Consider the following 24,690-nt stretch of genomic DNA (forward strand, 5'->3'; position numbering starts at 1 on the left):
TTTTGAAAGTTCAGCCCATGCCCGTCTCGCCTAAACAGGCCCGCACGCTGAAGCATCGTAGCTGGGTGGCGTTTCTCGTCGTCCCGCCGATCGTCTTCATGACGTTGTTCGTGGTCTATCCGATCCTCTCGGCCTTCGCCTACGCCTTCTATGAATGGCGCGGGTTGGCACGCGGCGAATTCGTGGGGCTGACCAATTTCAAGGATGTACTGTTCGGGCCCGTCATGGGACCCGTCGTGTGGAATGCTTTTCTTCACAACGTCTATGCGCTGATCGCGCTGATGATCATCCAGAACGGCGGGGGCTTCCTGCTCGCATGGCTTCTTTACAAGGAGCCGTTCGGCTTTCGGTTTCACCGGGTGGCCGTGTTCGTGCCTGTCGTGTTGTCGACGATCATCGTCGGCTTCCTCTGGAAGCTTTTTCTCAATCCGAATTTCGGGATCATAAACCAGGCTCTCTATTCGCTTGGTCTTGATGCCCTGGCAAAACCCTGGCTCGGAGATGCGTCTACGGCTCTCGGTGCGCTCATTCTCGCCAACGCCTGGCATTTCGTCGGCTTCCCGGCACTCGTCTATCTCGCCGGCATGCAGCGCATTCCCTCGGAGATCATCGAGGCTGCGCGACTTGACGGCACGAGCGAATGGCAATTGCTGAAGAGCGTCGTGTGGCCGCTCGTGGCGCCGAGCACGACCATTCTGTTTACGCTCTTGTTCATCGGCGCATTCAACTGGTTCGAGATTCCGTATGTGATGGTCGGTCTCGACGGGTCGCCTTATGGAACGACCGATGTTCTCGGCCTCGTGTTCTATCGGACGGCCTTCGGAAACCAGAGCGCCAGCATTCAGAATTTCGGCCAGGGTTCGGCACTCGCGACGCTGCTGTTTCTCTTCATCGTGGTGTTCGCGTCGATGCTCACTCTTTGGCTGCGCCGTCGGGAGATTCAGTTTTGAGCGTCATGGCTTCGCATTCTCCCGCATCGTCGCGGCCTATCTCTTTCGCGTTCCTGGCTCAGATTATTCTGATCATGAACTCGTTCATCATGCTCTATCCGGTTGTCGTGATGGTCCTTTCGGCCTTCAAGACGACGGGCGAGATTTTCGAGCATCCTTTCGCCTTGCCGGACTTCACACAGGTGCAGAATTTCACCCGCGTGCTCGGCGAGACGTCGATGCCGACTTATTTTGTCAACTCGGTCGTCGTGACCGGTATCTCGATCATTCTGATTTTGGTGCTCGGGACCATGGCCGGTTACGCGGTCGCCCGATATGAATCGCGCACGAACACCTTCATTCTGCTGTTCTTCCTCACAGGCCTGATGCTGCCGCTGAAGCTCGCGGTCATTCCGCTCTTCATTCTGCTGCGCGATTTGAGTCTGCTCGACAGCCGTTGGAGCTTGATCGTCACCTACACGGCGATCGGCTTGCCGTCGGCGGTGTTCATCATGGCTGGGTTCCTGCGCTCGCTGCCCTCCGAACTGGAAGATGCGGCGCGTATCGACGGCGCTTCCGAGCCGCGCATCATGTGGTCGGTCATGCTGCCGCTGGCGCGCCCGCCCATGGCGATTGCGGCAATCCAGAACGCGGTGCCGATCTGGAACGACTTCTTCTTCCCGTTGGTGTTCATCCAGTCCGATTCCGCCAAGACCCTTCCGCAGGGCCTGACTTCTTTCATGGGGGAGTACACCACCGATTGGGGCATGCTCTTTGCCGGCCTCACCATAGCGGCGGCTCCCATCACGCTGCTCTATATCGCCCTGTCACGCCAGTTCATTCAGGGCATGACGGCGGGTGCAGTGAAGTAGGAGACGTCAGATGTTGATCTCAAAGGGTACGCTCATCGTTTCCTGCCAGGCTCGCGCCGACAATCCGCTGCACGGGCCGATCTTCATGTCCGCCATGGCCCGCGCCGCTGCTGCAGGCGGGGCGAGCGGCTTTCGTGCGAATGGGGCGGAGGATGTCGCAGCCATCCGCGCCGTCTCGACGCTGCCGATCATCGGCATCTCCAAAGTGTGGGACGATCAATTCCCGGTCTACATCACGCCCAATTTCGAAAGTGCGGCGCAGATCGCTCATGCGGGTGCCGACATCATCGCGCTCGACGCGACGCCGCGCGCACGCAATGGCGAGCCTGTCGAGCGGTTGATCGCGCGCATTCGCAATGAATTGAAGCGCGAGGTCTTCGCCGATATCTCGACACTCGAAGAGGGCAAGGCCGCGCATGCCTATGGCGCGACCTATGTGGCGACGACGCTTGCGGGGTACACGCAAGAGACGGAGGCCTCGAAAGGCGAGGGGCCGGATCTCGACCTTCTCTCCGCGCTTGTCGCCGCAGTGCCGACACCCATTGTCGCGGAAGGGCGGTTCGATACGCCCGAGCTGGTCGCGGAAGGCTTCCGGCGCGGCGCTCACGCAATCGTCGTCGGCACCGCAATCACCAATCCACGTGAAATCACCAGGAAATTCGTTCGCGCGACACCGAAGCGGACGGCATAAGACTTAAGGGTCGGAGAAAGTCATGGCGAATGTATCGATCCGCGACGTCAAGAAGTCGTACGGCACCGTCTCGATCATCAAGGGCGTCAGCGTCGATATTCAAGACGGCGAGTTCGTCATTCTCGTCGGTCCGTCGGGTTGCGGAAAATCGACGCTGCTGCGCATGATCGCGGGCCTTGAGGACATCAACGACGGAACGATCAGTATCGGTTCGCGCGTCGTGAACGATGTCGCTCCGAAGGATCGCGATATCGCCATGGTGTTCCAGAGCTACGCGCTCTATCCGCACATGACGGTGGCCGAGAACATGGCGTTCTCGCTCAAGCTGAAAGGCACGCCGCGGGCGGATCAAAAGAAGCGCGTGGAGGAGGCGGCAGCATCGCTCGGACTGACCCCGCTGCTCGACCGCTATCCTCGCCAGCTTTCCGGCGGCCAGCGCCAGCGCGTCGCCATGGGGCGCGCCATCGTGCGTAATCCGCAGGTGTTCCTTTTCGACGAGCCGCTTTCGAACCTCGATGCCAAGTTGCGCGTGGCCATGCGCGCCGAGATCAAGGAATTGCATCAGCGCCTGAAGACCACGACCGTCTACGTCACTCACGATCAGATCGAAGCCATGACCATGGCCGACAAGATCGTCGTGATGCATGACGGCATCGTCGAACAGATCGGCGCGCCGCTCGAACTTTACGACCGCCCGGCGAACCGCTTCGTCGCCGGTTTCATTGGTTCTCCAGCCATGAATTTCATCGAGGGAACGTTGGCGGAGGGCGGTCTGACCCTTGCCGGTGGCACACATTTACCGCTGAGTTCGCGTCCTTCTTTGGCGAACGGCACGAAGATCGCTTACGGCGTCCGGCCGGAACATCTGCACGTCGTGCCGGCGGGAACGCCGGGCGCAATCCCCGCCACGGTGTCCGTCATCGAGCCGACAGGCTCCGACACGACGCTCATCGTGAAGGTGGAGGGCGGCAACCTCACCGTGGTGCTGCGCGAACGGGTCGATCTCCAGCCGGGGCAGGCCGTCGCCCTCAAACCAGCGGCGCACCAGGGCCATCTGTTCGACGAGGCCGGCGCGCGCATCGGTAGTGACTCAGTTTGATCCGCGCTCTTCCCTCCCCCTTACGGGGAGGGGCAGGGGTGGGGGTTGAAAAGTCAGAGCGTTGCCTGTGATCCGATAAGCAGGAAGGCTGTTACAGCGCCAGACGTCTGAAAGTTTCACCCGGTCGGACCACCCCCACCCTTCATCCCTCCCCGCAAGGGGGAGGGAAAGCCTGTGCCTCATCTTCATCAAACTGAGTCACGACCCACGCATCGCCTCGGTTTGAGGCGAAACAATCCTGTGCAATAACTGTTCTCCCGGCATGCGGGAGGATAGCTATAACGTAAACGTGAAAGCGCCCCTCGCTCGTTCGGGTGTACCCATTTATCCTGGGTTCGAAGCGAGGTCTCGTCGTGCTGATCCGTTATCCGTCTGATATTCCGCCTTCCGAGATTACATCTCGCGATCACTACCTCAGCCGCCGCCAATGGATGGCGGGAGCGGCGGGTCTCGCCCTCGCGGGTCTCTCGGGCCGCGCCGATGCCGCAGCCCTCTCTGCCGTCAAAAGCCCACTTTCGGCGATGGACGAGAAGCTGACGAGCAAAGAGGATGTGACCCGCTACAACAACTACTATGAGTTCGGCGTCGATAAGGCCGATCCGGCCGCGCATGCCCATACGCTGAAAACCACGCCCTGGACGGTCAAGATCGATGGTCTGGTGGGGAAACCTGCCGAGTACGCCCTCGAGGATCTGATCAAGCCTGCGACCCTTGAAGAGCGCATCTATCGCATGCGCTGTGTCGAGGGGTGGTCCATGGTGATCCCCTGGGTCGGCTTCCCGTTGGCGGATCTGATCAAGCGGGTCGAGCCGAAGAGCAACGCCAAGTACCTGGCTTTCGAGACGGTCTATCGCCCGGAAGAGATGGTCGGGCAGCGCGGTCTCCTGCCCGTCCTCAATTGGCCTTACGTCGAGGGCCTGCGGATGGACGAGGCGATGCATCCGCTGGCGCTTCTTGCGGTTGGTCTTTATGGCGAGACGCTGATGAATCAGAACGGCGCGCCGATCCGCCTCGTGGTGCCGTGGAAGTACGGCTTCAAGGGCATCAAGTCGATCACCCGCATCAGCTTCGTGGAGAAAGAACCTGAGACGTCGTGGAGCCAGCAGGCGCCCGGTGAATACGGCTTCTATGCCAATGTGAATCCCGCAGTGGACCATCCGCGCTGGAGTCAGGCGACCGAACGCCGGATCGGGGAGGGCGGTCTCTTCGTGAAGAGACGCCCGACGCTTCCGTTCAATGGCTACGCCGATCAGGTCGCGAGCCTCTATTCCGGCATGGATCTCAGGAAGTTCTATTGATGGCGACCCGCGCTGTGTCGGCCCCCGCTGCAAAACGCTTCCAGGTGCCGAAGATCGCGATCTATATCGTCGGCTTCATACCGGCGGTCTGGCTCTTTTACCGTGGCGTGAACGATCAGCTCGGGGCGGACCCCATGCGCTATCTGGAGCAATCGCTCGGTCTTTGGGCGCTCCGCTTCCTGATTGCGACGCTCACGGTCACGCCGCTAAGACAACTCTTCAATATCAATCTCTTGCGCTATCGCCGTGCGCTCGGCCTGCTCACGTTCTATTACGCCGCGCTCCATCTCACGACTTACCTCGTACTCGATCAGGGCCTGGATGGGGCGGCGATCTGGGCTGACATCGTCAAGCGGCCTTACATCACAATCGGAATGGCGACCTTCCTCATTCTCGTTCCGCTCGCGGTGACGTCGAACAACGCTTCCATCCGCAAGATCGGGGGGCAGGTCTGGGCGCGGCTGCACAAGCTTGTGTACGTGGCCGCAATCGGGGCGGCGCTTCATTTCCTCCTTGTGGTCAAGTCTTGGCCCATGGAGCCGATCGTCTACGCCGCCATCGTCGCCGTTCTTCTCGGCTATCGGCTGTTTCGCTCCTTTAAACGCAAAGCTTCACCGAGGCGGCAGGTTGCCTAGTGTGATCCGGAGGAGCGACCGGTTTCCACTTGTTCTGATCATGCTCTAGGATAGGCTTCCAGAAGCTTGAATTTTTTCGGGAGGTGAACGTGAGAGCAGAGCTATACACGTGGGCCGGCGCAATCGGTTTGGTGCTGGCAACCCTCGTCGGTGTGCCGAAGGCCAACGCGCAGGGGCAGGATGTCGTGATTTTCGCTGCCGCGAGCCTCAAGAACGCGCTCGATGACATCGGTTCAGCCTGGGAGCGCGATACCGGCAAGAAGATTTCGATCTCTTATGCTGCGAGCAACACGCTTGCGAAGCAGATCGAAGCCGGCGCGCCGGCCGATATCTTCTTTTCCGCCGATCTCGATTGGATGGACTACCTCGTCAAGAAGGACTTGATCGAAACCAAGAGCCGTTCGAGCCTTCTCGGCAACCGCATCGTTTTGATCGCGCCGAAGGATTCGAAGGCGAACCTGTCCCTTCAGCCGGGCCTCGATCTCGCCAAGGCTCTCGAAGGCGGCCGCCTGGCCATGGGCAATGTCGATGCGGTTCCGGCCGGGAAATATGGCAAGGCTGCGCTCGAAAAGCTCGGAGCCTGGGACGGCGTGAAGGACAAGGTGGCGCAAGCCGAGAGCGTGAGAGCCGCGTTGCTTCTCGTTTCTCGTGGCGAAGCGCCACTCGGGATCGTCTATCAGACGGATGCTGCGGCCGATCCCAACGTGAAGATCGTGGCGGCGTTTCCCGAGGACAGCTACCCGCCCATCATCTATCCCGTTGCAGTGACGAAGGCATCGAGCAATGCCGATGCGGGCGCGTTCCTGGCCTTCCTGCGCTCCGCCAAGGCGAAGCCGCTTTTCGAGAAGCAGGGTTTCACGTTTTTGGATAAGCCGGCCTCAAGCTCGTGAATTCCTGGCTGTCGCCCGCGGAATGGACCGCAGTTGGTCTAAGTCTCAAGGTATCTCTGGTGGCCATGGCGGCGAGTCTGCTGCCGGGAATCCTTGTCGCCATGGCCTTGGCGCGCGGTCGGTTCTGGGGACGGCAGGCGCTCGATGTTCTGGTGCACCTACCGCTCGTAATGCCGCCGGTGGTGACGGGTTATCTGCTGCTCCTGTGGTTCGGTAAGCGCGGCCCCATCGGTGCGTTTCTCGCCGAGCATTTCGGTCTCGTGTTTGCCTTCCGCTGGACGGGCGCAGCACTTGCCTGCGCGATCATGGCTTTTCCCATGCTCGTGCGCGCCATTCGCCTCTCCATCGAAGCGGTTGACCGGAGGCTCGAGGATGCTGCCGGAACGCTGGGTGCTCATCCTCTTTGGATTTTTCTCTTCGTGACGCTGCCATTGATTCTGCCCGGCATCATTGCCGGAATGGTCCTGTGCTTTGCCAAGGCCATGGGCGAGTTCGGCGCGACGATTACTTTCGTCTCCAATATTCCCGGCGAGACGCAGACGCTCCCCACCGCCATCTACACTTTGACTCAGGTGCCGGGTGGAGAGAGCGGTGCTCTGCGACTGACGCTGGTTTCGATTGCGATCTCAGTCATCGCGCTCCTCGTATCCGAATGGATGGCGCGGCAGGTCCGGCGTAGGATGTCGGCCGCATGATCCTCGACGTCGATATCCGACATGAGCAGGGACCCTTTACGCTTCAGGCGCGGTTTCATTCGACCGGCCGGCTGACCGCAATCTTCGGGCCCTCCGGCTCCGGCAAGACGACGCTTGTCAATGCAATCGGCGGTCTCCTGCGGCCGACATTCGGGCGCATCGTCATCAACGACCGGACGCTGGTCGACACTAAGCGCAATATCTTCATTCCCAAGCACAAGCGGCGCGTGGGATACGTGTTTCAGGAGGGGCGACTTTTCCCCCACATGAGCGTGCGCCAGAACATGCTGTTCGGCCGCTGGTTCACACCGAAAAGAGAACGCATCAGTGACTTCTCGGCAGTGGTCGATCTCCTCGGCATCGCACATCTGCTCGACCGCCGTCCGGCCACGCTGTCCGGCGGCGAGAAGCAGCGTGTCGCCATCGGGCGGGCCCTTCTGGCCGATCCTGCGCTTCTTTTGATGGACGAACCGCTGGCATCACTGGATGACGCGCGAAAGGCCGAAATTTATCCTTATATCGAGCGCCTGCGGGACGAAGGCGGCGTTCCCATTGTCCTTGTCAGTCATTCGGTTGCAGAGATTGCACGGCTGTCGACATCCGTGGTCGTGCTCTCAAACGGGCGTGTCGTGGCGACTGGTGCGCCGTCTGAGATTCTCCAGCGCACGAATCTTCTTACCGAGATGGGTTCGGCCGAAGCGGGGGCTCTGGTCCAGACTCGCGTTCTCGGGCACGACGATTCTTATGGTCTGACGACGCTGCAGACCAAGGCCGGGACGCTGACCGTCCCCCGTCTGAACCTTGCCGTCGATACACTGTTACGCGTCCGGTTGCGCGCCCGCGACATCATGCTCTCGGTAAACGAGCCCGAAGGGTTGAGCGCGCTCAATGTTTTGCCTGCGAGGGTTTTTGCCGTGGGTGTCGCGGACGGGGCCTCCGTCGATGTCACGCTGGATTGCGGCGGGGATATTCTGGTGGCACGCATCACGCGGAAATCCGTCGAACGCCTGAACCTGGCCCCCGGCAAGGCGCTCTACGCCATCATCAAAAGTGTCGCATTCGATGCGGAAACCCTCGCAGCCGTGCCGCTTGTGAATTCTCGGCGCGAGGACTGAATCATATGTTGCGGACTTGCGCCCAGGCTGGCGCGGTGTAGCTTCAGCCGACCTTTCCCCTCATTTTTGAGAGAGATGACAATGAACGATCACGTCCAGAACCGGAAAACGGCGCTATCCCATGTCGAGCGCCTTGATCGGCTGGCGGAAGTCGCCGTGCGCGTCGGCCTTGGCCTGAAGCCTGGCCAGGAGGTCGTTCTGACGGCGCCGCTCGATGCTGTGCCGCTGGCCCGCCGGATCACGGAACATGCCTACAGGGCGGGGGCCTCGCTTGTGACGACCCTGTTTACCGACGAGGAGGCGACGCTCATCCGCTTCCGCAATGGCCGTCCCGAGAGCTTCGATACAGCAGCCGGTTGGCTCTATGAGGGCATGGCGGCCGCCTACAAAAATGGTGCGGCGCGCCTTGCCATTCTGGGCGAAGATCCTTCCCTGCTTGCCAATGAAGACCCCGAGAACGTCTCGCGCGCCAATCGCGCTCGCTCCAAGGCCTATATGCCGGCCCTTAACCTGATCGCCGGGTTCGACACCAACTGGTCCATCGTGTCAGCAGCAACCCCGGCTTGGGCCAAGGCCATGTTTCCGAACGACGCGGAAGAAATCGCGGTTGCGAAATTATGGGACGCGATTTTTGCCGCCTCGCGGATCGATACGCCGGATCCGATCGCAGCCTGGGCCGAGCACAATGCCAATCTTCAGAAGCGCACACGCTTCCTGAACGAGAAGAATTATGCCGCTCTCCACTTCCGTGGTCCGGGCACGGATCTGCGCGTCGGCCTTGCCGATGGGCACGAGTGGAATGGCGGCTCGACCAGGGCGAAGAACGGCATTGTCTGTAATGCCAATATTCCCACCGAGGAGGTCTTCACGACCCCGCACAAGGACCGGGTGGATGGCACGGTCACGAGTACCAAGCCGCTTTCCTACCAAGGCACCCTGATCCAGGACATTCAGGTGAAATTCGAGGGCGGTCGGATTGTCGAGAGCAAGGCGAGGACCGGCGAAGCGGTCCTCGGCAAGGTACTCGAGACGGATGAGGGCGCGCGCTGCCTCGGCGAAGTGGCGCTCGTGCCGCATTCCTCGCCGATCTCGAAGAGTGGCCTTCTCTTCTTCAACACGCTGTTCGACGAAAATGCCTCGAGCCATATCGCGCTCGGGCAGGCTTACAGCAAATGCATCGTCGGCGGCGGCGCGATGAGCGAGGACGAGCTTGCCGCACGGGGCGCCAACAAGAGCCTCATCCACATCGATTGGATGATCGGCTCCGATCAGGTCGATGTGGACGGCATCACCTCGGACGGCCGCGCGGAGCCTCTGATGCGCAAGGGCGAATGGGTTTCATCGTAATATCGTAGCTTTTCGAGGAGGCGCGTTTTTGACCGTTTGCCACAGGTCAGCCGCCTCCTCTTTATGCAAACCAGACTTGACGTTCTGAGGTTCGCGAGGTTGTTGGTAGAGGTCTTAAAGAGGTACTAGAATGCCGCCCCGTCACGGGAATGATTTTTCATGAGCAGTGCAACGATGTCGAAGTCAGCGGATTCCGGTTCCGGAACGTCTGGCGGTTCTCTTCTTTCTGTCCGTTCTCTTTCCGTGGATTTCGGCAGCTTTCGCGCTGTCAACGAGGTCAGCTTCGACGTTCAGCCGGGCAAGACCCTCGCCATCGTTGGCGAATCCGGCTCGGGCAAATCCGTGACGTCCCTCGCGATTATGCGACTGACCGATTACACGGGCGGCCGGATCGTCGGCGGGGAAGTGCTGTTCCGCCCTGCATCCGGCGAAGCGCTCGACCTCGTGAAGGCCTCCGACGACAAGCTCCGGCAGATTCGCGGCAACGAGATCGCGATGATCTTTCAGGAGCCGATGACATCGCTCAATCCGGTTTTCACGATTGGAAATCAGATTGCCGAGACGCTGATCCTTCATGAGAGCTTGAACCAGCGTGATGCGCGCCTGCGCGCCAAGGAACTGCTCCAGAAGGTGCGGCTGCCTGACGCCGATCGTCTGCTCGACCGCTATCCGCATCAATTGTCGGGTGGCATGCGCCAGCGCGTGATGATCGCCATGGCGCTCGCCTGCCGTCCCAAGCTTCTGATCGCCGATGAGCCGACGACGGCGCTCGACGTGACGATCCAGGCGCAGATCCTCAACATCATTCGCGATCTTCAAGCGGAGATGGGCACCGCCGTCATCTTCATCACGCATGACATGGGCGTCGTCGCCGAAATGGCCGACGATGTCGTGGTGATGTGGAAGGGCAATAAGGTCGAGCAGGCGCCTGTGCGCGAAATCTTCGCCGCACCGAAGCATCCTTATACCCGCGCGTTGCTTTCCGCCGTGCCCCGTCTCGGCAGCCTGAAGGGCGAGCCCTTCCCGAAGCGCACGCCCGTCACCGTCATGGATGGCGGCGAGCCGAAGCAGGTCGGCGAAGTGCATGTGCAGGACACGGCGAATTACGCCAAGCCGATCCTTGAAGTCGAAAAGCTCACGACGCGTTTCGATGTGGGCAAAACCTTCCTCGGCCGCGTGACGCACCGCGTGCATGCGGTGGAAGAGGTGAGCTTCGATATCTATCCTGGCGAGACGCTGGCGCTGGTCGGTGAATCCGGCAGCGGGAAATCCACCATCGGGCGCACGCTGCAACAGCTCATCGAGCCAACCAGCGGCACGGTGCGCTTCGACGGGCGCGACATGAACGCCATGAGCCATTCGGAGCGGCGGCATTTGCGTCAGGAGATCCAATATATCTTCCAGGATCCCTTTGCCTCGCTCGATCCGCGTCACACGGTCGGTTACAGCATCGCGGAGCCCATCGTCGTTCACGGTCTCATCAAGGATCGCAAGGCGATTGACCGGCGCGTGCAGGAGCTCTTGGAGCAGGTCGGCCTTCAGCCGCAACACGCCAAGCGCTACCCGCACGAATTCTCCGGCGGGCAGCGCCAGCGCGTTTGCATCGCGCGTGCTTTGGCGAGCGATCCGAAACTGATCATCGCGGATGAATCCGTGTCGGCGCTCGACGTGTCCATCCAGGCGCAGATCGTCAATCTGTTGATGGAGTTGCAGGCGAAGCGCGGCCTGTCCTATCTCTTCATCACGCACGACATGGCGGTGGTGGAAAAGATCAGCCACCGCGTGGCGGTCATGTATCTCGGCCAGATCGTGGAAATCGGCACGCGGCGCGCGGTGTTCGAGAATCCGCAGCATTCCTATACGCGCAAGCTGCTCTCCGCGGTGCCGATTGCCGATCCGCGGCGAGAGCGCGCGAAGATGCGCATCGAAGGCGAGATCCCGAGCCCTGTCCGTGCGGTCGGGCAGGAGCCTGCCATCCATCGCATGCAGGAAGTCGAGCCCGGGCATTGGGTCGCGCTTGAGGCGGACACCGTGCGTGGGGCAGCCTAGAGCATGATCAGGACAAGTGGAAACCGGTTGTTCGCCCGGATCATGCGAATTTAAAAACGATAGAGCATGATCGGGACAAGTGGAAAACCCTTTGTCCATCTAGATCTTGCGAAACAAAAAAATGCGAGTTTGATCATGTTCCAAAGAGGCATGACCGAATTCTAAAGTTTCTTCAGAGGGGAAAAGAAGATGAAATTTTCAAAGCTTTTGATGGCGGCGGGGCTCACTGCCGCTGCCGTTGCTGGGCCGCTCGCGAGTCATAGTGCGCAGGCTGCCGGAACGATCACGGTCGCTATTGCCATCGACCCGGGCAGCTGGGACCCCATCGACACTTTCGTGGTGCCGTGGGGATCGGTGGGCAGCAACATCTATGACGGCCTGACCTCACGCGGGCCGGACATGAAGTTGCAGCCGGGCCTCGCCACGAGCTGGGAATTGCTCGACAACAATGCGCGCATCCGCTTCAAGCTGCGCCAGAACGTGAAGTTCCACAACGGCGAGCCTTTCAATGCGGCGGCTGTGAAGTTCACCTTCGACCGCCTGCTCGGAGACGAGGGCAAGAAGGGACCGCAACAATCGAACTACAACACCATCGATCACGTCGAAATCGTGGACGACAATACTGTCGACTTCATCATGAAGCAGCCGGATCCGGTGCTGCTCACCAAGCTCGCCGGCTACGGCGGCATGATCGTTCCGCCGAAATACATTCAGGAAAAGGGTGACGAATATTTCAACACCCATCCCGTTGGCACAGGCCCGTTCAAGTTCGTGGAATACACGCCGAAGGTGAGCCTGACGCTTGAAGCGTTCCCTGAACATTGGGGCGGCGCGCCGAAACTCGACAAGGTGGTCTACCGCATCATCGCGGAAGCCAACACGCAGGTCGCCGAACTTCAGGCAGGCCGTGTCGATATCGCGAATCTCGTTCCGTTCGGCCTTGCGCCGACCATCGAGAAAAGCGCCAATCTCAACCTCGTCAGCATCACCGGCCCGACAGTGGTGGCGCTGCGTCTCAACACCAAGAACGGCATCACGAAGGATGTGAACGTTCGCAAGGCGCTGATCATGGGCATCGACCGTGATGCGATCATCAAGGCGGTACTGCTCGGCCACGCGAAGCCGATTGCGAGCTTCCAGTCCGATCTCTCCTTCGGTTACGATCCCAACCAGAAGCCGCTACCCTTCGATATCGCGAAGGCCAAGCAGTTGCTGCAGCAGGCGGGTGTTCCCGCCGGTTCGACGGTGAAGCTCGACTTCCGCGGCCCGGACGCCACGTTCCGTGAAGTCGCTCAGGCCTCGGCGGGTTTCCTGCAGGCGCTCGGCTTGAAGGTGTCGTTGCAGCCCTATGAGACGCCGGTGCTGCTCAACGACATCATCCCGAACGGCAAGACCGGCGAGGGCTGGCAGAACGCCTGGGGCGGTTGGACCTTCGACTACGACAACACCGCTTACCTGATGTATCACACAGGCGAGAAGTGGAACCCGTACGGCGAAGACAAGAAGCTCGATGCGATGCTGGAGAAGCAGCGCAGCATCTACGACGTGAAGGCGCGTGAGAAGCTTCTGCAAGATATCGCGCATTACGTGGCCGATGAAGCTCTCGAAATTCCGCTCTACAACGAGAACACGATCATGGGCGTGAACAAGCGGGTGAAGAACCTGGTCCCGCCTGCGGATCGCCGCTTCCGCTTCACCGACGTGACGGTGGACTAAGCGTTTCTCAATCGAGCCCGACCATGTTGAAGCGTGGTCGGGCTTTCGTTTTTATTTCGCACGGCCTTCTCGAAGGTTGTGCACTAGCGTGAAAGAGCAGGGCCACGAACAATGGCTGGCTTTATCCTCAAGCGGCTGCTGCAAGCCGTTTTCGTGGTTCTCGCGGTCACTCTCATCGTCTCCTTCGCGATCAGATTGTCCGGCGATCCGGCGATCATGCTGACCGGCGCGGGCAGCGTGACAGAGCAGGACCTGAAAAATATTCGACAGGCCCTCGGCCTCGAGCGCCCGTTCTATGTACAGTATCTCAGCTTTCTTCAAGGCATTGTCGTCGGCGATTTCGGCCGCAGCTTCATGGGCGGTACGCCCGTGTCGAAGCTGATCGGGCAGGCGCTCCCCGCGACGCTTCTTCTCGCCTTTGCGTCTCTTCTGACGTCCATCGCTTTTTCGGTTCCGCTCGGCATCTATGCCGCCGTCAAGCGCGGAAAGTTCGCCGATCAGTGCATCCGCATTCTCTCGCTGGTCGGATTGTCGTTCCCGAACTTCTGGCTTGCGATCATGATGGTTCTGTTCTTCGCCATCTTCCTCGGCTGGCTGCCGCCGAGCGGCATGGAAGGGCCGGAGAGTTTCGTCATGCCCGCCTTGACCATGGCGATCATTCTCACCGCCACCAATGTGCGCCTCGTGCGAACCTCGATGCTGGAAACGTTGTCCCAGCAATACATCATGGTGGCCCGCTCGAAGGGCTTGCGCGACAAGGTCGTTCTCTACAAGCACGCCCTGCGCAATTCCGCGATCCCGCTCGTCACCTATGTCGGCATCCAGTTCGGCAACCTCATCGGCAGCATCGTGATCATCGAGCGGGTCTTCAACTGGCCGGGCATGGGAACACTCGCGTTCGATGCCATTTCGGCGCGCGATTATCCCGTGCTGCAAGGCAGCATTACCGTGCTCGCTCTCCTCATCGTGTTCATCAATCTCATGGTCGATATCGCCTATGGCCTGATCGATCCCCGCATCCGGACGGAGTAAGGCTCATGGCGACGGCTCAGGCAGCCCCTTCTCGCTTCCGGCATTTCCGCTCTCTCGAACTCGTCGTGGGAGTCTTTCTCATCGGCGTCATCACGCTCTCGGTGCTCTTTTCGGGCATTCTGTTTCCCGATGGTGGCGAGAGCATGGATCTCATGGCGCGTCTTGTGCCGCCGTTCCAGAGCCTCGCGCATCCCTTGGGCACCGATCCGCTGGGGCGAGATGTGCTCGCCCGTGTCGTCGTCGGTGGCAAGATTTCGCTCACCGTGGGTGTGCTGTCGGTTCTTGGCGCGGTCACTGTCGGCACATTGATGGGGTTGATCGCCGGGTATTATCGCGGTGTGGCGGAAATGTTCCTGATGCGCTTTGCCGATATTCAGCTTGCATTGCCCTTCATTCTCGTCGCGATCATGTTCATCGCGATCCTCGGTGCCGGCATCGACAAGGTGATCTTTTTCATGATCGTCGCGTATTGGGTGCATTATGCCCGCGTCGTGCGCGGGTCTGTGCTGGCGCTGCGGGAGCGGGAATTCATCCTGTCGGCGCGGGCCATCGGCGTCAGCGATTGGCGCATCATCTTCACGCATATTCTGCCGAACGTGCTCGGCCCCATCGTCATTCTGATGACGCTGCACGTCGCCAACAACATCCTGCTCGAAAGCAGCCTCACCTTCATCGGCCTCGGTGTCGATCCGCTGATTCCGAGCTGGGGCGGCATGCTGGCCGATGGACGGACCTATCTTCAATCCGCGTGGTGGGTCAGCGTGTTTCCGGGGCTCGCCATCATGCTCACCGTGCTCGGCCTCAACCTTCTGGGCGACTGGCTGCGCGACTATCTCGATCCCACAGGACAAACCTCACGATGACCGTCTTGCTCGATGCGCGCATTCCCAGAACGCTTGATGCCCTCGTGCGCCATTGGGGCGACGGTACTCATCGCGGCGCGCACATCGAGGCGTGGCTCTTCGAGGATGAGAAGGCACGACGGCAGGCTGAAGCCACCCTCGCCAAAGCAGGCGTCACCGCAAAGCTGCGAAGTGCCTACAAGCCTCTGATCCATGCTTTTCTCGAAGAGATCGATCTCACCGATGCGCGGCGTGTCGAGATGCGTTACCCCGTGCATTCTGAGGCTCTGCCGCTGCGGTTCCTCTCCGAGGCTTATCCTCTGGCGGCGCTGCTCGATGGTCTCGACATTGAGTTCGTGGCGGGAGAGGCGGATTTCACCTATCGGGTGCGCGTGGAATATGCCGACGGGCGTGTCGCCGAACATTCCGTTTTCGCGCCGAACCGCCTGCGCAAGAACCATATCGAGGAAACCGACCTGACGCCGACAGGCTGGCTCAAGATATCCGGCACCGAGCATGACGAAGCGCTCGTCACGGAAATCGAAACGGTTTTCGACAAGGCCATGAGCGCGATTGCCACGCATCGCTGGCCGAACAAAGAGCCTTTCGCCGAGACAATCGCCATCGATGTTCTCATCGCCGGGATCGAGCGTCCTCTTCCTTATGACGACGAGGTCATGAGCACCCGCGAGGCGCTGCATGAGGATTTCTATTTCTCCCTGATCGAGTATTTCAAGCGTCTCAGCGGACGCCCGCATGATGATCGAGGTGTTCAGCCCGGACAGATCGTGCCCGATATCCGAGCCGGGGAGGGGGATGCCCTGGTGCGCGTGTCGCTACGCCCGTTCACGCGTCCGCAGGACCCGGTTCGGGCCGAAGTCGAAATCGAAATTGCCGACCGTGCGCCTGGGCTCGCGCAGATGCATCGCGAATTGGCGGCGCTTCCCGGTGTGGCGTTCGAAGGTCAGTCCCGTGAGGGACGCCCCGTGCGCGGAATCTACCGTGCGGGCTCCCGCCCTGCGGTTCTCGTCAGCGGCGGGCAGCATCCGAATGAAACGACCGGTGTCGTCGGTGCGCTTCGCGCGGTTCGCAAGCTGCTGGCGAAGCCTGAATCCAACATCGCCTACATCCCGATCGAAAATCCGGACGGCTACGCACTTCATGGCCGTCTGTGCGAGGCCAATCCGCGCCACATGCATCATGCCGCGCGTTACACGTCGCTCGGCAGCGATGTGGAATACGATCACGGAATGCCTTTCTACGAAAAAGGCGCGCGGATGCAGGCGCTGGAGATGTCCGGCGCTCAACTGCATGTCAATCTCCACGGCTACCCGGCGCATGAATGGACGCGGCCGCTGACGGGCTATCTTCCGCGCGGGTTCGAACTCTGGACCATTCCGAAAGGGTTCTTCGTGATCGTGCGATATCACCCATCATGGGCCGATCAGGCGCGAACCCTGGCGGAGCGGGTAACGGCAGAACTTGCGCGTATTCCCGGATTGCCGGAATTCAACCGTCGACAGATCGAGATCTGCTCGATCCATACGGGCGGCATGCCGTACGAGATCATCAATCACGTGCCGTGCCTCCTCACACCGGCGGATCGGCACCCCACGCCACTGACGCTCATCACGGAATTTCCCGATGAGACGATCTATGGCAAAGCGTTTCAATTCGGGCATGATGTGCAGATGACGACGGTCCTCGCTGCCGAGGAAGCGTTCGCGTCGATGATGGGAGGAGTGGCATGAGCCAGGTCGCAATCGTTACCGCCGCCAGCAAAGGCATGGGCGCCGCCATCGCTCGCGAATTGCACGCGCGGGGTTATCGCGTGGCGCTTCTCGCGCGCTCGGCGGGCATTCAGGATCTCGCCCGTGAACTCGACGGTCTCGCCGTCGAAGGCTCGGTCACGGAACCGGCCGATCTCGAAAAGCTCGTGTCTGCGACGCTCGACCGCTACGGACGTATCGATGCAGTGGTGAACCATACCGGCCACCCGCCGAAGGGCGAGCTACTCGCCATTCCCGACAGCGATTGGCATCTCGGTCTCGACGTGGTGCTGATGAACGTGGTGCGCATGTCGCGCCTCGTCACGCCCATCATGGAGAAGGCGGGGAAGGGCGCCATCGTCAACATTTCGAGCTTTGCCGCCTTCGAACCCGACCCGGATTTTCCGGTTTCCGCCGCCCTGCGCACAGCGCTTTCCGCCTTCACGAAGCTCTACGCGGATCGCTATGCCAAGGCCGGTATTCGCATGAACAACATCCTGCCCGGCTTCATCGACAGCCTGCCGGAAAAGGCCGAGCGCACCGCGCGCATTCCCATGGGGCGCTATGGGACTGTGGCGGAAGTGGCGAAGACGACGGCTTTCCTGTTGTCGGACGATGCGGGCTACATCACCGGCCAGAACATCATGGTCGATGGCGGCTTGGTGAAAGGGCTTTAAAAGCCCGGAATGACGGCGGAGCGTGTTCGCCCCAGGCGCACTCTTACCGTCATCCCGGACGCCGCAAGGCGATCCGGGATCGCGAGCCGCGTCAGGCGCCATCTCGTCCGGCGATCCCGGGTTCTGCTGGCGTGGCCCCGGGATGACGGCGACCGCCTTGCCGGTGGGGGCTGCCCCTGCTAACTGACGCGCAACCGATTTTCGCTCCTTCAGCAGGACTTTGCCCGTGTCCCGTCAGTTCATTTACCACATGCGTGGCCTCACCAAGACCTATTCCAGCGGGAAGAAGGTTTTGGACAACGTCCATCTCTCCTTCTACCCCGATGCAAAGATCGGCGTACTCGGTGTCAACGGCGCCGGTAAATCGACCCTTCTGCGCATCATGGCCGGCATCGACACCGATTGGGCCGGTGAGGGTTGGGTCGCGGAAGGCGCGCGCGTCGGCTACCTGCCGCAGGAGCCGCAGCTCGACCCGACGAAGAATGTGCGTGAGAACGTGCTGGAAGGTGTCGCCCCGCAGCGCGCGATCCTCGACCGCTACAACGAACTCGCCATGAACTACTCGGAAGAGACGGCGGACGAGATGACCCGCCTTCAGGACGAGATCGAGGCGAAGGGCCTTTGGGATCTCGATTCGAAGGTCGATCAAGCCATGGATGCGCTGCGCTGCCCGCCGGACGATTGGGCTGTCGACAAGCTTTCGGGCGGTGAGCGCCGCCGCGTGGCGCTCTGCAAGCTCCTGCTCGAACAGCCGGAACTGCTGCTCCTCGATGAGCCGACCAACCACCTGGACGCCGAGACGACCGGCTGGCTCGAAGGGCATCTTCGCACCTATCCCGGCGCGATCCTGATCGTCACCCACGACCGTTACTTCCTCGACAATGTCACCGGCTGGATTCTCGAACTCGACCGTGGCCGCGGCATTCCCTACGAGGGCAACTACTCCTCGTGGCTGGAGCAGAAGCAGAAGCGTCTTGAACAGGAAGGCCGCGAGGAAGAGTCGCGCCAGCGCACCATCGAGCGCGAGCGTGAATGGGTCTCTGCCTCGCCGAAGGCACGCCAGGCCAAGTCCAAGGCCCGTATCTCGCGCTATGAGGACCTCGTCGCCAAGGCGAACGACAAGGCTCCGACGACCGCGCAGATCATCATTCCGATTGCCGAGCGCCTCGGCAACAATGTCATCGAGTTTGATGGTCTCAAGAAGGCTTTCGGAGACAAGCTTCTCATCGACGGCTTGTCCTTCAAGCTTCCGCCCGGCGGCATCGTCGGCATCATCGGACCGAACGGCGCCGGTAAGACGACGCTCTTCCGCATGATCACGGGCCAGGAACAGCCGGATGAAGGCTCTATCCATGTAGGCGAGAGCGTGAAGCTCGGCTACGTCGACCAGAGCCGTGACTCGCTCGACGCCAACAAGACGCTCTACGAGGAAATCTCGGGCGGCAATGAAATCCTTTATCTCGGCAAGCGCGAGATCAATGCCCGCGCCTATTGCGGGGCGTTCAACTTCAAGGGCTCCGACCAGCAGAAGAAGGTCGGTGTACTCTCGGGCGGTGAGCGCAACCGCGTTCACCTCGCGAAGATCCTGAAGTCGGGCTCGAACGTCCTTCTCCTCGACGAACCGACCAACGATCTCGACGTTGATACTCTGCGCGCACTCGAAGAGGCTCTGGAGGATTACGCGGGCTGCGCGGTCATCATCAGCCACGATCGCTGGTTCCTCGACCGCATCGCCACGCACATCCTCGCCTTCGAGGGTGACAGCCATGTGGAGTGGTTCGAAGGCAACTTTGCGGATTACGAGGAAGACAAGAAGCGTCGCCTCGGTGTGGATTCCACCATTCCGCACCGCATCAAGTACAAGAAGTTCTCGCGCTAAGGATAAATATGGGCACCTGGCTCGTCACAGGCATCGGACGCGGGATTGGCCGGGAGCTGACCCGCATCCTGTTGTCCCGTGGCGACCGGGTGATCGGGACGCTTCGCGACCGGAGCGGCTTACCGGCTGAACTCCAGGCCCAAGAGGCGGCCGGCCGCCTTCGGGTGCTGACGATGGACGTTCGCGATGGCGCGTCCGTCACGGCGGCTGCTGCAGCTGCCGATGAGCCTATCGATGTTCTCGTCAACAATGCCGGGATCATCGGGCCGGAGCGTCAATCGAGCCTCGACACGGACTTTGAGGGTTTCATCGAGACGCTTCAGGTCAACACGCTTGCGCCTTTGCGGGTCGCGCAGGCCTTCCTGCCGCATCTACGGCGTTCGCCAAACGCGAAGATCGTGACGATCTCCAGCCGCATGGGATCGCTCTCATACGCAAAGTCGGACCGGATTGCCTATCGCGCGTCGAAGGCGGCGGTGAACAAGGTGATGCAGGGGCTCTCGACCGATCTACAGGGGGAGGGGATCCCGGTCATCATGGTCCATCCCGGCTGGGTGCGCACCGATATGGGCGGTTCTGGCGCCGATATCTCCGTCGAGCAAAGCGCGGCCGGGATTGTAGCGTTGATCGGCCGTCTTTCCGTCAAGGATACCGGCGGGTTCTTCGATTGGCAGGGCGAGCGAGTGGCGTTCTAGCTGATTTCCTGTTCTTTCATCGGAGGGAGTTGGTTTGCTGTTACAAACCGTGTATGACCCTTGAGGCACTGAACAAGTGCCAAGAGATGAACGTGTCCGCAGATAGAATTTCGAATTTCCAGTCCGTATCGACCCCTGAAGAAGCCGTCGAGCGCCTCATCCATCTTCACGACGCCGCCATCGAGGCGCAGCGTCATGCTCTCGAAACCTTCTTCACCACAGGCATCGCCCCGACCCCGAGCGAGCGAGCCCGGTTCCGCTATCCCGAGCTGCGGGTCACTCACCGTTCCACCGCGGTTCCCCCTGTCAAGCAACGTGCTTATGCCAAGTTCCAGGGCCCCGGCGTCTACGCGACGACCGTGACCCAGCCCGCGTTCTTCAAAGGCTACCTGCTCGAACAGCTGAATTATCTCACCCGGGACTTCGACGCGACCATCGAGGTCGGCGTCAGCGATCAGGAAATTCCCTACCCTTACGTTTTCGAACGTGGCGACGAGCTCGGGCGCGGCGCGCATTCCGCTGCCGAACTCGCCCAGCATTTTCCGACGCCGCTTTTGGCGAAGGTTGGTGACGAGATCGCCGACGGCACCTGGATCTTCCGCGACGGAGAGCCGCGCCCACTCTCGCTCTTCGATGCGGCGCGGGTCGATTACTCCCTTCGGCGTCTCGTGCACTATACGGGCACCGACTGGCGCTCGATCCAGCCCTGGATCCTTCTCACCAACTATCACCGTTATGTGGACCAGTTCATCCGCTGGGCCGTTGGAGTGTTGGGCGCCCCGGACAGCCCTTTCCAGAAGCTCGTGCTTCCGGGTGGGATCACCATCGAGCGCGGGCTCGACGAGGCCGCGGTCGCGGAGCTCATCGGCTCGTCGCCCTGGCACCGGTTCCAGATGCCGGCCTACCATCTCATCCGCAAGGACGGGCAGGGCGTCACCCTGGTCAATATCGGCGTCGGCCCCTCGAACGCGAAGAACATCACCGATCACCTGGCGGTCATACGCCCCCATTGCTGGCTCATGGTCGGCCATTGCGGGGGCTTGCGCCAGTCGCAGACCATCGGCGATTACGTGCTCGCTCACGGCTATCTGCGTCGTGACCGCATTCTCGACGACATGGTGCCCCCGGAGATCCCGATCCCGGCGCTTGCCGAGGTGCAGCTGGCGATGCAGGAGGCCGCGGCGCAAGTCACAGGCGAGCGCGGTGACGCCCTGAAGCGGCGTCTGCGCACAGGAACCGTGGTGACCTATGACGACCGTAACTGGGAACTTCGCTGGACTCAGGAACGACGCCAGATCAACCTGTCGCGCGCTATTGCGGTCGACATGGAAAGCGGCACAATCGCCGCTCAAGGGTATCGTCTGCGCGTTCCCTACGGCACGTTGCTCTGCGTTTCCGACAAGCCGCTCCACGGCGAGATCAAGCTGCCGGGTGCGGCCAATGCCTTCTACGAGCGCGCGGTGAGCGAACATCTAATGATCGGCATCGGCGCACTCGACATCCTGCGCGATCAGCGCTCGTCGCTCCATTCGCGCAAGCTGCGCAGCTTCGACGAACCGCCTTTCCGGTAAGGCCCCGCAATCAAACCCGAGCAATAGGATCGGACTGTCGCGCCGTACATCGGCGCGACATAGCTGATCGAAAGGCGGCGTGAAACCTCGGGGCTGTTGCTCGGCCTTATCGGCGTGTGATCAGAGCCGATACGCGGTTGGCGCGAGGATACGAAAAACTCGATCCACCACAAGCAGCGTGGGGTGCTCGCTCTGTCAGCGCGCCTGCGTCCCGCTCATCGCCTGACGGATCAGAGCGACGACGATTGTGATGATCGCGCCGCTGACACCTCCGCCCGCGAACTGGGTGATGAGGGAACTGATATCCATCCCGCCCATGGTTGTTGCCGCCGTCGTGGCGCCACCTGTCAGCAGCATGTTCAGCAACTGTCCGCCGCCGGCGCCGCCGATGGCACCCGCGATGGTATTGCCGACCGGGCCGAGGTCGAGCCGGTCGGAGACATTGCCGACGATGTTTCCGCCGACAGCGCCGGAGATAAGCTGAATAATGAGATTAAGCAGGGCCGTACTCATGGTGACATCCTTCCTGTCAAGGATCGTCCAAGTCCCCACCACGTTCTCACGAAACTGTTCGCCGCCAATCCCTGGTCTGGGATTGGGCCGTCCGTGAGTGAAAGCCATAGTTTGCGAAGGCTCTCTCCTCCGGGAGGGATCACAAACCCGGCTATGTAAATATGGCACATTTTCTCTATTTGTTCTATTTTTAAGTGCAGAAATATCGGCTTTTGCCTTTTGTGCGGGTGACAACCCGACATGACACATTCCCGTCAAACCGACGCATATGAAAAAGCACCGCTACGCTTGCCGTTTCGTCAAAACGGATATAAACATATCTTTATATGTGAGAGCGTATTTTGCGATGGCCGAAAAAGCTGCCCCATCCCTTGACCTGACTTTGAGCATCCTGCGGGCTGCCGCCGAGGAGACACGTCTTCGTATCCTGGCGCTTCTGATCGAGGGCGAGCTTTCGGTGTCCGATCTCACGGACATTCTAGGGCAGTCCCAGCCCCGTATTTCCCGCCATCTCAAGCTTCTGGTCGAGGCCGGCCTCGTCGAGAGGCACCGCGAGGGCGCCTGGGCCTTCTTCCGTCTGACCGACCGCAGTGCGGCGATGCGCATCCTGCGTCCGATGCTGGAAGGGCTCGACCGCTCGGATCCGCAATTGCTCGACGATCAAACCCGCCTTGCCGCTGTTCGCGGTCAGCGCGCCCAGGCAGCTCTGGCCTTTTTCTCGCGACTTGCGCCCGAATGGGATCACCTGCGCACCCTCCACGCGCCGGAAACAGTCGTTGAAGACGCGGTGTTGGAGGCGCTGGGTCCGAAGCCGATCCGCAATCTGCTCGATCTCGGGACTGGCACCGGGCGCATGCTGCAATTGCTCGCGCCGCGCGCGTCGCGCGTTGTCGGGCTCGATGCCAGCCACGCGATGCTGTCCGTCGCACGCGCCAATCTCGAGCGGGCGGGATTGACGCGGATCGAGCTGCGGCAGGGCGATATCTATGCGCCGCCGTTCCCGCGCGACACCTTCGATCTCGTCATCGTCCATCAGGTTCTGCACTATCTCGACGATCCCGGCCGCGCGATCCGCGAGGCTGCGCGCCTGCTCGCGCCTGGTGGACGTATTCTCATCGTCGATTTCGCGCCGCATAACCTCGAATTCTTGCGTGAGGCGCAGGCCCATCGCCGCCTCGGCTTCGCGCCTGAGCAGATGACGAGCTGGCTGGAGGAAGCCGGCCTCGATTGTGCGCTCAACAAAAATATCGCTCCGCCTAAGAAGGGAGACGATCAGCTCACTGTCTCCCTCTGGGTCGGACAAGACCGACGCATCGTTTCCGATTGGCCTTTGGCCGAAACCGACAGAGAGGTTGCCTGATGTCGCCCCTTACCTTTCGCGCCAGTCGGCAGTCCACCCCAATCAAGGTCTCTTTCGAATTCTTCCCGCCGAAGACCTCGGAGATGGAGACGACCCTGTGGGCCTCCGTCGAGCGTCTGGCTCCGCTGAATCCGCAATTCGTTTCAGTCACCTATGGTGCGGGCGGCTCGACACGCGAGCGCACGCACGCAACCGTTTCACGCATCGCGAAGGACACGCATCTCAAGCCTGCTGCGCATCTCACCTGTGTCGCGGCAACGCGCGACGAGGTCAACGACGTCGTGCGCTCCTATTGGGATGCGGGCGTTCGCCACATCGTCGCCTTGCGTGGTGACCCGGCCGGTGGCATCGGAACGACTTATGCACCACATCCGGGTGGCTACGATCAGACGAACGATCTTGTCGCCGGCATCAAGGCCATCGGCGATTTTGAAGTGTCGGTTTCCGCCTATCCCGAGAAGCATCCCGAGGCGGCTTCGCTCGAAGCGGATATCGACGCGCTGAAGGCCAAGGTCGATAGTGGCGCGGATCGCGCCATCACTCAGTTCTTCTTCGACAACGATCTCTACTTCCGTTATCTCGACCGCGTTCGCGCACGGGGGATCGATATTCCGATCATTCCGGGCATTGTCCCCGTTCAGAACTTCAAGCAGACCGCGAACTTTGCGTCGAAGACGGGCGCTAGCGTTCCCGACTGGTTGGCTGCGCGCTTCGAGGGGCTCGATCGCGATGTGGAGACTCGCAAACTCGTCGCCGCCGCTGTTGCTGCCGAGCAGGTGCTCGATCTCGTGGATCGCGGTGTCAACGAATTCCACTTCTACACTATGAACCGTGCCGATCTGGTTTATGCGATCTGTCATCTTCTCGGCCTGCGTGAGCAGGGCGACAAGGTGGCTGCCTGAGACTGTGCGTTAGACCTATGATCCGCTTTAGTTGAAGCGGATCATAGGTAAGTACTTTGTTTGCCGCATTTTCTTAACGCGAACCGGTGCCCACTTCGCTCGAAAATGCTCCAA

Annotated in this window: 22 protein-coding genes; 21 read left to right on the top strand and 1 reads right to left on the bottom strand. The window is 60.8% G+C overall.

The window, feature by feature from the left end:
- Window positions 1-17 precede the first annotated feature (17 nt).
- The 19 genes from AB4072_RS07535 (at window position 18) to AB4072_RS07625 (ending at window position 21,801) form a co-directional block, all read left to right on the top strand.
- Window positions 18-950 carry a carbohydrate ABC transporter permease gene (locus AB4072_RS07535; protein ID WP_441966764.1) on the top strand — a complete coding sequence of 311 codons (933 nt, stop codon included), beginning with the start codon at window positions 18-20 and terminating at the stop codon, window positions 948-950.
- Window positions 951-1,024: 74 nt separating this feature from the next.
- Window positions 1,025-1,801 carry a carbohydrate ABC transporter permease gene (locus AB4072_RS07540; RefSeq protein ID WP_441966765.1) on the top strand — a complete coding sequence of 259 codons (777 nt, stop codon included), beginning with the start codon at window positions 1,025-1,027 and terminating at the stop codon, window positions 1,799-1,801.
- A gap of 10 nt (window positions 1,802-1,811) precedes the next feature.
- Window positions 1,812-2,492, top strand: a complete 681-nt coding sequence (locus AB4072_RS07545; protein ID WP_441966767.1) for an N-acetylmannosamine-6-phosphate 2-epimerase — start codon at window positions 1,812-1,814, stop codon at window positions 2,490-2,492.
- Window positions 2,493-2,514: 22 nt separating this feature from the next.
- Complete coding sequence (locus AB4072_RS07550; RefSeq protein WP_441966769.1) at window positions 2,515-3,591, top strand: ABC transporter ATP-binding protein; 1,077 nt, start codon at window positions 2,515-2,517, stop codon at window positions 3,589-3,591.
- 353 nt (window positions 3,592-3,944) lie between these two features.
- Window positions 3,945-4,889, top strand: a complete 945-nt coding sequence (gene msrP, locus AB4072_RS07555; RefSeq protein WP_441966771.1) for a protein-methionine-sulfoxide reductase catalytic subunit MsrP — start codon at window positions 3,945-3,947, stop codon at window positions 4,887-4,889.
- Window positions 4,889-5,524: a protein-methionine-sulfoxide reductase heme-binding subunit MsrQ gene (gene msrQ, locus AB4072_RS07560; protein ID WP_441966772.1), complete on the top strand. Its 636-nt coding sequence runs from the start codon at window positions 4,889-4,891 to the stop codon at window positions 5,522-5,524. Before msrP ends, msrQ begins: the two co-directional genes overlap by 1 nt.
- A gap of 89 nt (window positions 5,525-5,613) precedes the next feature.
- Window positions 5,614-6,414, top strand: a complete 801-nt coding sequence (modA, locus tag AB4072_RS07565) for a molybdate ABC transporter substrate-binding protein (RefSeq protein WP_441966774.1) — start codon at window positions 5,614-5,616, stop codon at window positions 6,412-6,414.
- Window positions 6,411-7,109 (top strand): molybdate ABC transporter permease subunit, encoded by a 699-nt coding sequence (gene modB, locus AB4072_RS07570; protein WP_441966776.1) that lies wholly within the window; start codon window positions 6,411-6,413, stop codon window positions 7,107-7,109. Before modA ends, modB begins: the two co-directional genes overlap by 4 nt.
- The gene (gene modC / locus AB4072_RS07575) at window positions 7,106-8,224 is read left to right on the top strand and encodes a molybdenum ABC transporter ATP-binding protein (RefSeq protein WP_441966778.1); all 1,119 of its coding nucleotides are present in this window, start codon (window positions 7,106-7,108) and stop codon (window positions 8,222-8,224) included. The genes modB and modC overlap by 4 nt, the downstream gene beginning before the upstream one ends.
- A 75-nt stretch (window positions 8,225-8,299) precedes the next feature.
- On the top strand, window positions 8,300-9,571 hold the full coding sequence (locus tag AB4072_RS07580) for an aminopeptidase (RefSeq protein WP_441966780.1): 1,272 nt from the start codon (window positions 8,300-8,302) through the stop codon (window positions 9,569-9,571).
- 174 nt (window positions 9,572-9,745) lie between these two features.
- Window positions 9,746-11,620: an ABC transporter ATP-binding protein gene (locus AB4072_RS07585; RefSeq protein ID WP_441966782.1), complete on the top strand. Its 1,875-nt coding sequence runs from the start codon at window positions 9,746-9,748 to the stop codon at window positions 11,618-11,620.
- Between the two features lie 189 nt (window positions 11,621-11,809).
- On the top strand, window positions 11,810-13,336 hold the full coding sequence (locus AB4072_RS07590) for an ABC transporter substrate-binding protein (protein ID WP_441966784.1): 1,527 nt from the start codon (window positions 11,810-11,812) through the stop codon (window positions 13,334-13,336).
- Window positions 13,337-13,447: 111 nt separating this feature from the next.
- Window positions 13,448-14,368, top strand: a complete 921-nt coding sequence (locus AB4072_RS07595; protein WP_441966785.1) for an ABC transporter permease — start codon at window positions 13,448-13,450, stop codon at window positions 14,366-14,368.
- Window positions 14,369-14,373: 5 nt separating this feature from the next.
- Window positions 14,374-15,231 (top strand): ABC transporter permease, encoded by an 858-nt coding sequence (locus tag AB4072_RS07600; RefSeq protein ID WP_441966787.1) that lies wholly within the window; start codon window positions 14,374-14,376, stop codon window positions 15,229-15,231.
- A complete protein-coding gene (locus AB4072_RS07605) occupies window positions 15,228-16,961 on the top strand; it encodes a M14 family zinc carboxypeptidase (RefSeq protein WP_441966788.1) in 1,734 nt (577 codons plus the stop codon). Before AB4072_RS07600 ends, AB4072_RS07605 begins: the two co-directional genes overlap by 4 nt.
- Window positions 16,958-17,656, top strand: a complete 699-nt coding sequence (locus AB4072_RS07610; protein ID WP_441966790.1) for an SDR family oxidoreductase — start codon at window positions 16,958-16,960, stop codon at window positions 17,654-17,656. Before AB4072_RS07605 ends, AB4072_RS07610 begins: the two co-directional genes overlap by 4 nt.
- Before the next feature lie 226 nt (window positions 17,657-17,882).
- On the top strand, window positions 17,883-19,535 hold the full coding sequence (gene ettA, locus AB4072_RS07615) for an energy-dependent translational throttle protein EttA (protein ID WP_441966792.1): 1,653 nt from the start codon (window positions 17,883-17,885) through the stop codon (window positions 19,533-19,535).
- Window positions 19,536-19,543: 8 nt separating this feature from the next.
- Window positions 19,544-20,230: an SDR family oxidoreductase gene (locus AB4072_RS07620; protein ID WP_441966794.1), complete on the top strand. Its 687-nt coding sequence runs from the start codon at window positions 19,544-19,546 to the stop codon at window positions 20,228-20,230.
- 86 nt (window positions 20,231-20,316) lie between these two features.
- Window positions 20,317-21,801, top strand: a complete 1,485-nt coding sequence (locus tag AB4072_RS07625) for an AMP nucleosidase (protein ID WP_441966796.1) — start codon at window positions 20,317-20,319, stop codon at window positions 21,799-21,801.
- Window positions 21,802-21,996: 195 nt separating this feature from the next.
- Here the strand turns inward: AB4072_RS07625 and AB4072_RS07630 are convergent, their stop codons facing one another.
- Entirely contained in the window at window positions 21,997-22,314 is a 318-nt protein-coding gene (locus AB4072_RS07630; RefSeq protein WP_441966797.1) for a hypothetical protein, read from the bottom strand.
- A 346-nt stretch (window positions 22,315-22,660) separates the two neighbouring features.
- Here AB4072_RS07630 and AB4072_RS07635 point away from each other — a divergent pair, with 346 nt between their 5' ends.
- Together AB4072_RS07635 and metF are read left to right on the top strand one after the other, a co-directional pair.
- Window positions 22,661-23,674: an ArsR/SmtB family transcription factor gene (locus tag AB4072_RS07635; RefSeq protein ID WP_441966799.1), complete on the top strand. Its 1,014-nt coding sequence runs from the start codon at window positions 22,661-22,663 to the stop codon at window positions 23,672-23,674.
- Window positions 23,674-24,576 (top strand): methylenetetrahydrofolate reductase [NAD(P)H], encoded by a 903-nt coding sequence (gene metF / locus AB4072_RS07640; RefSeq protein WP_441966801.1) that lies wholly within the window; start codon window positions 23,674-23,676, stop codon window positions 24,574-24,576. The genes AB4072_RS07635 and metF overlap by 1 nt, the downstream gene beginning before the upstream one ends.
- Window positions 24,577-24,690 lie beyond the last annotated feature (114 nt).

It is taken from the genome of Microvirga sp. 2MCAF38 (genome assembly GCF_052115485.1).
Classification (GTDB): domain Bacteria; phylum Pseudomonadota; class Alphaproteobacteria; order Rhizobiales; family Beijerinckiaceae; genus Microvirga.

What these genes read in the sequence shown, in the direction of transcription:
- AB4072_RS07535 (WP_441966764.1), top strand. Translation starts at nt 18, where the DNA reads ATGCCCGTCTCGCCTAAACAGGCCCGCACGCTGAAGCATCGTAGCTGG.
- AB4072_RS07540 (WP_441966765.1), top strand. Translation starts at nt 1,025, where the DNA reads ATGAACTCGTTCATCATGCTCTATCCGGTTGTCGTGATGGTCCTTTCG.
- AB4072_RS07545 (WP_441966767.1), top strand. Translation starts at nt 1,812, where the DNA reads ATGTTGATCTCAAAGGGTACGCTCATCGTTTCCTGCCAGGCTCGCGCC.
- AB4072_RS07550 (WP_441966769.1), top strand. Translation starts at nt 2,515, where the DNA reads ATGGCGAATGTATCGATCCGCGACGTCAAGAAGTCGTACGGCACCGTC.
- msrQ (WP_441966772.1), top strand. Translation starts at nt 4,889, where the DNA reads ATGGCGACCCGCGCTGTGTCGGCCCCCGCTGCAAAACGCTTCCAGGTG.
- modC (WP_441966778.1), top strand. Translation starts at nt 7,106, where the DNA reads ATGATCCTCGACGTCGATATCCGACATGAGCAGGGACCCTTTACGCTT.
- AB4072_RS07580 (WP_441966780.1), top strand. Translation starts at nt 8,300, where the DNA reads ATGACAATGAACGATCACGTCCAGAACCGGAAAACGGCGCTATCCCAT.
- AB4072_RS07585 (WP_441966782.1), top strand. Translation starts at nt 9,746, where the DNA reads ATGTCGAAGTCAGCGGATTCCGGTTCCGGAACGTCTGGCGGTTCTCTT.
- AB4072_RS07590 (WP_441966784.1), top strand. Translation starts at nt 11,810, where the DNA reads ATGAAATTTTCAAAGCTTTTGATGGCGGCGGGGCTCACTGCCGCTGCC.
- AB4072_RS07595 (WP_441966785.1), top strand. Translation starts at nt 13,448, where the DNA reads ATGGCTGGCTTTATCCTCAAGCGGCTGCTGCAAGCCGTTTTCGTGGTT.
- AB4072_RS07600 (WP_441966787.1), top strand. Translation starts at nt 14,374, where the DNA reads ATGGCGACGGCTCAGGCAGCCCCTTCTCGCTTCCGGCATTTCCGCTCT.
- AB4072_RS07605 (WP_441966788.1), top strand. Translation starts at nt 15,228, where the DNA reads ATGACCGTCTTGCTCGATGCGCGCATTCCCAGAACGCTTGATGCCCTC.
- AB4072_RS07610 (WP_441966790.1), top strand. Translation starts at nt 16,958, where the DNA reads ATGAGCCAGGTCGCAATCGTTACCGCCGCCAGCAAAGGCATGGGCGCC.
- AB4072_RS07620 (WP_441966794.1), top strand. Translation starts at nt 19,544, where the DNA reads ATGGGCACCTGGCTCGTCACAGGCATCGGACGCGGGATTGGCCGGGAG.
- AB4072_RS07625 (WP_441966796.1), top strand. Translation starts at nt 20,317, where the DNA reads ATGAACGTGTCCGCAGATAGAATTTCGAATTTCCAGTCCGTATCGACC.
- AB4072_RS07630 (WP_441966797.1), bottom strand. Translation starts at nt 22,314, where the DNA reads ATGAGTACGGCCCTGCTTAATCTCATTATTCAGCTTATCTCCGGCGCT.
- AB4072_RS07635 (WP_441966799.1), top strand. Translation starts at nt 22,661, where the DNA reads ATGGCCGAAAAAGCTGCCCCATCCCTTGACCTGACTTTGAGCATCCTG.
- metF (WP_441966801.1), top strand. Translation starts at nt 23,674, where the DNA reads ATGTCGCCCCTTACCTTTCGCGCCAGTCGGCAGTCCACCCCAATCAAG.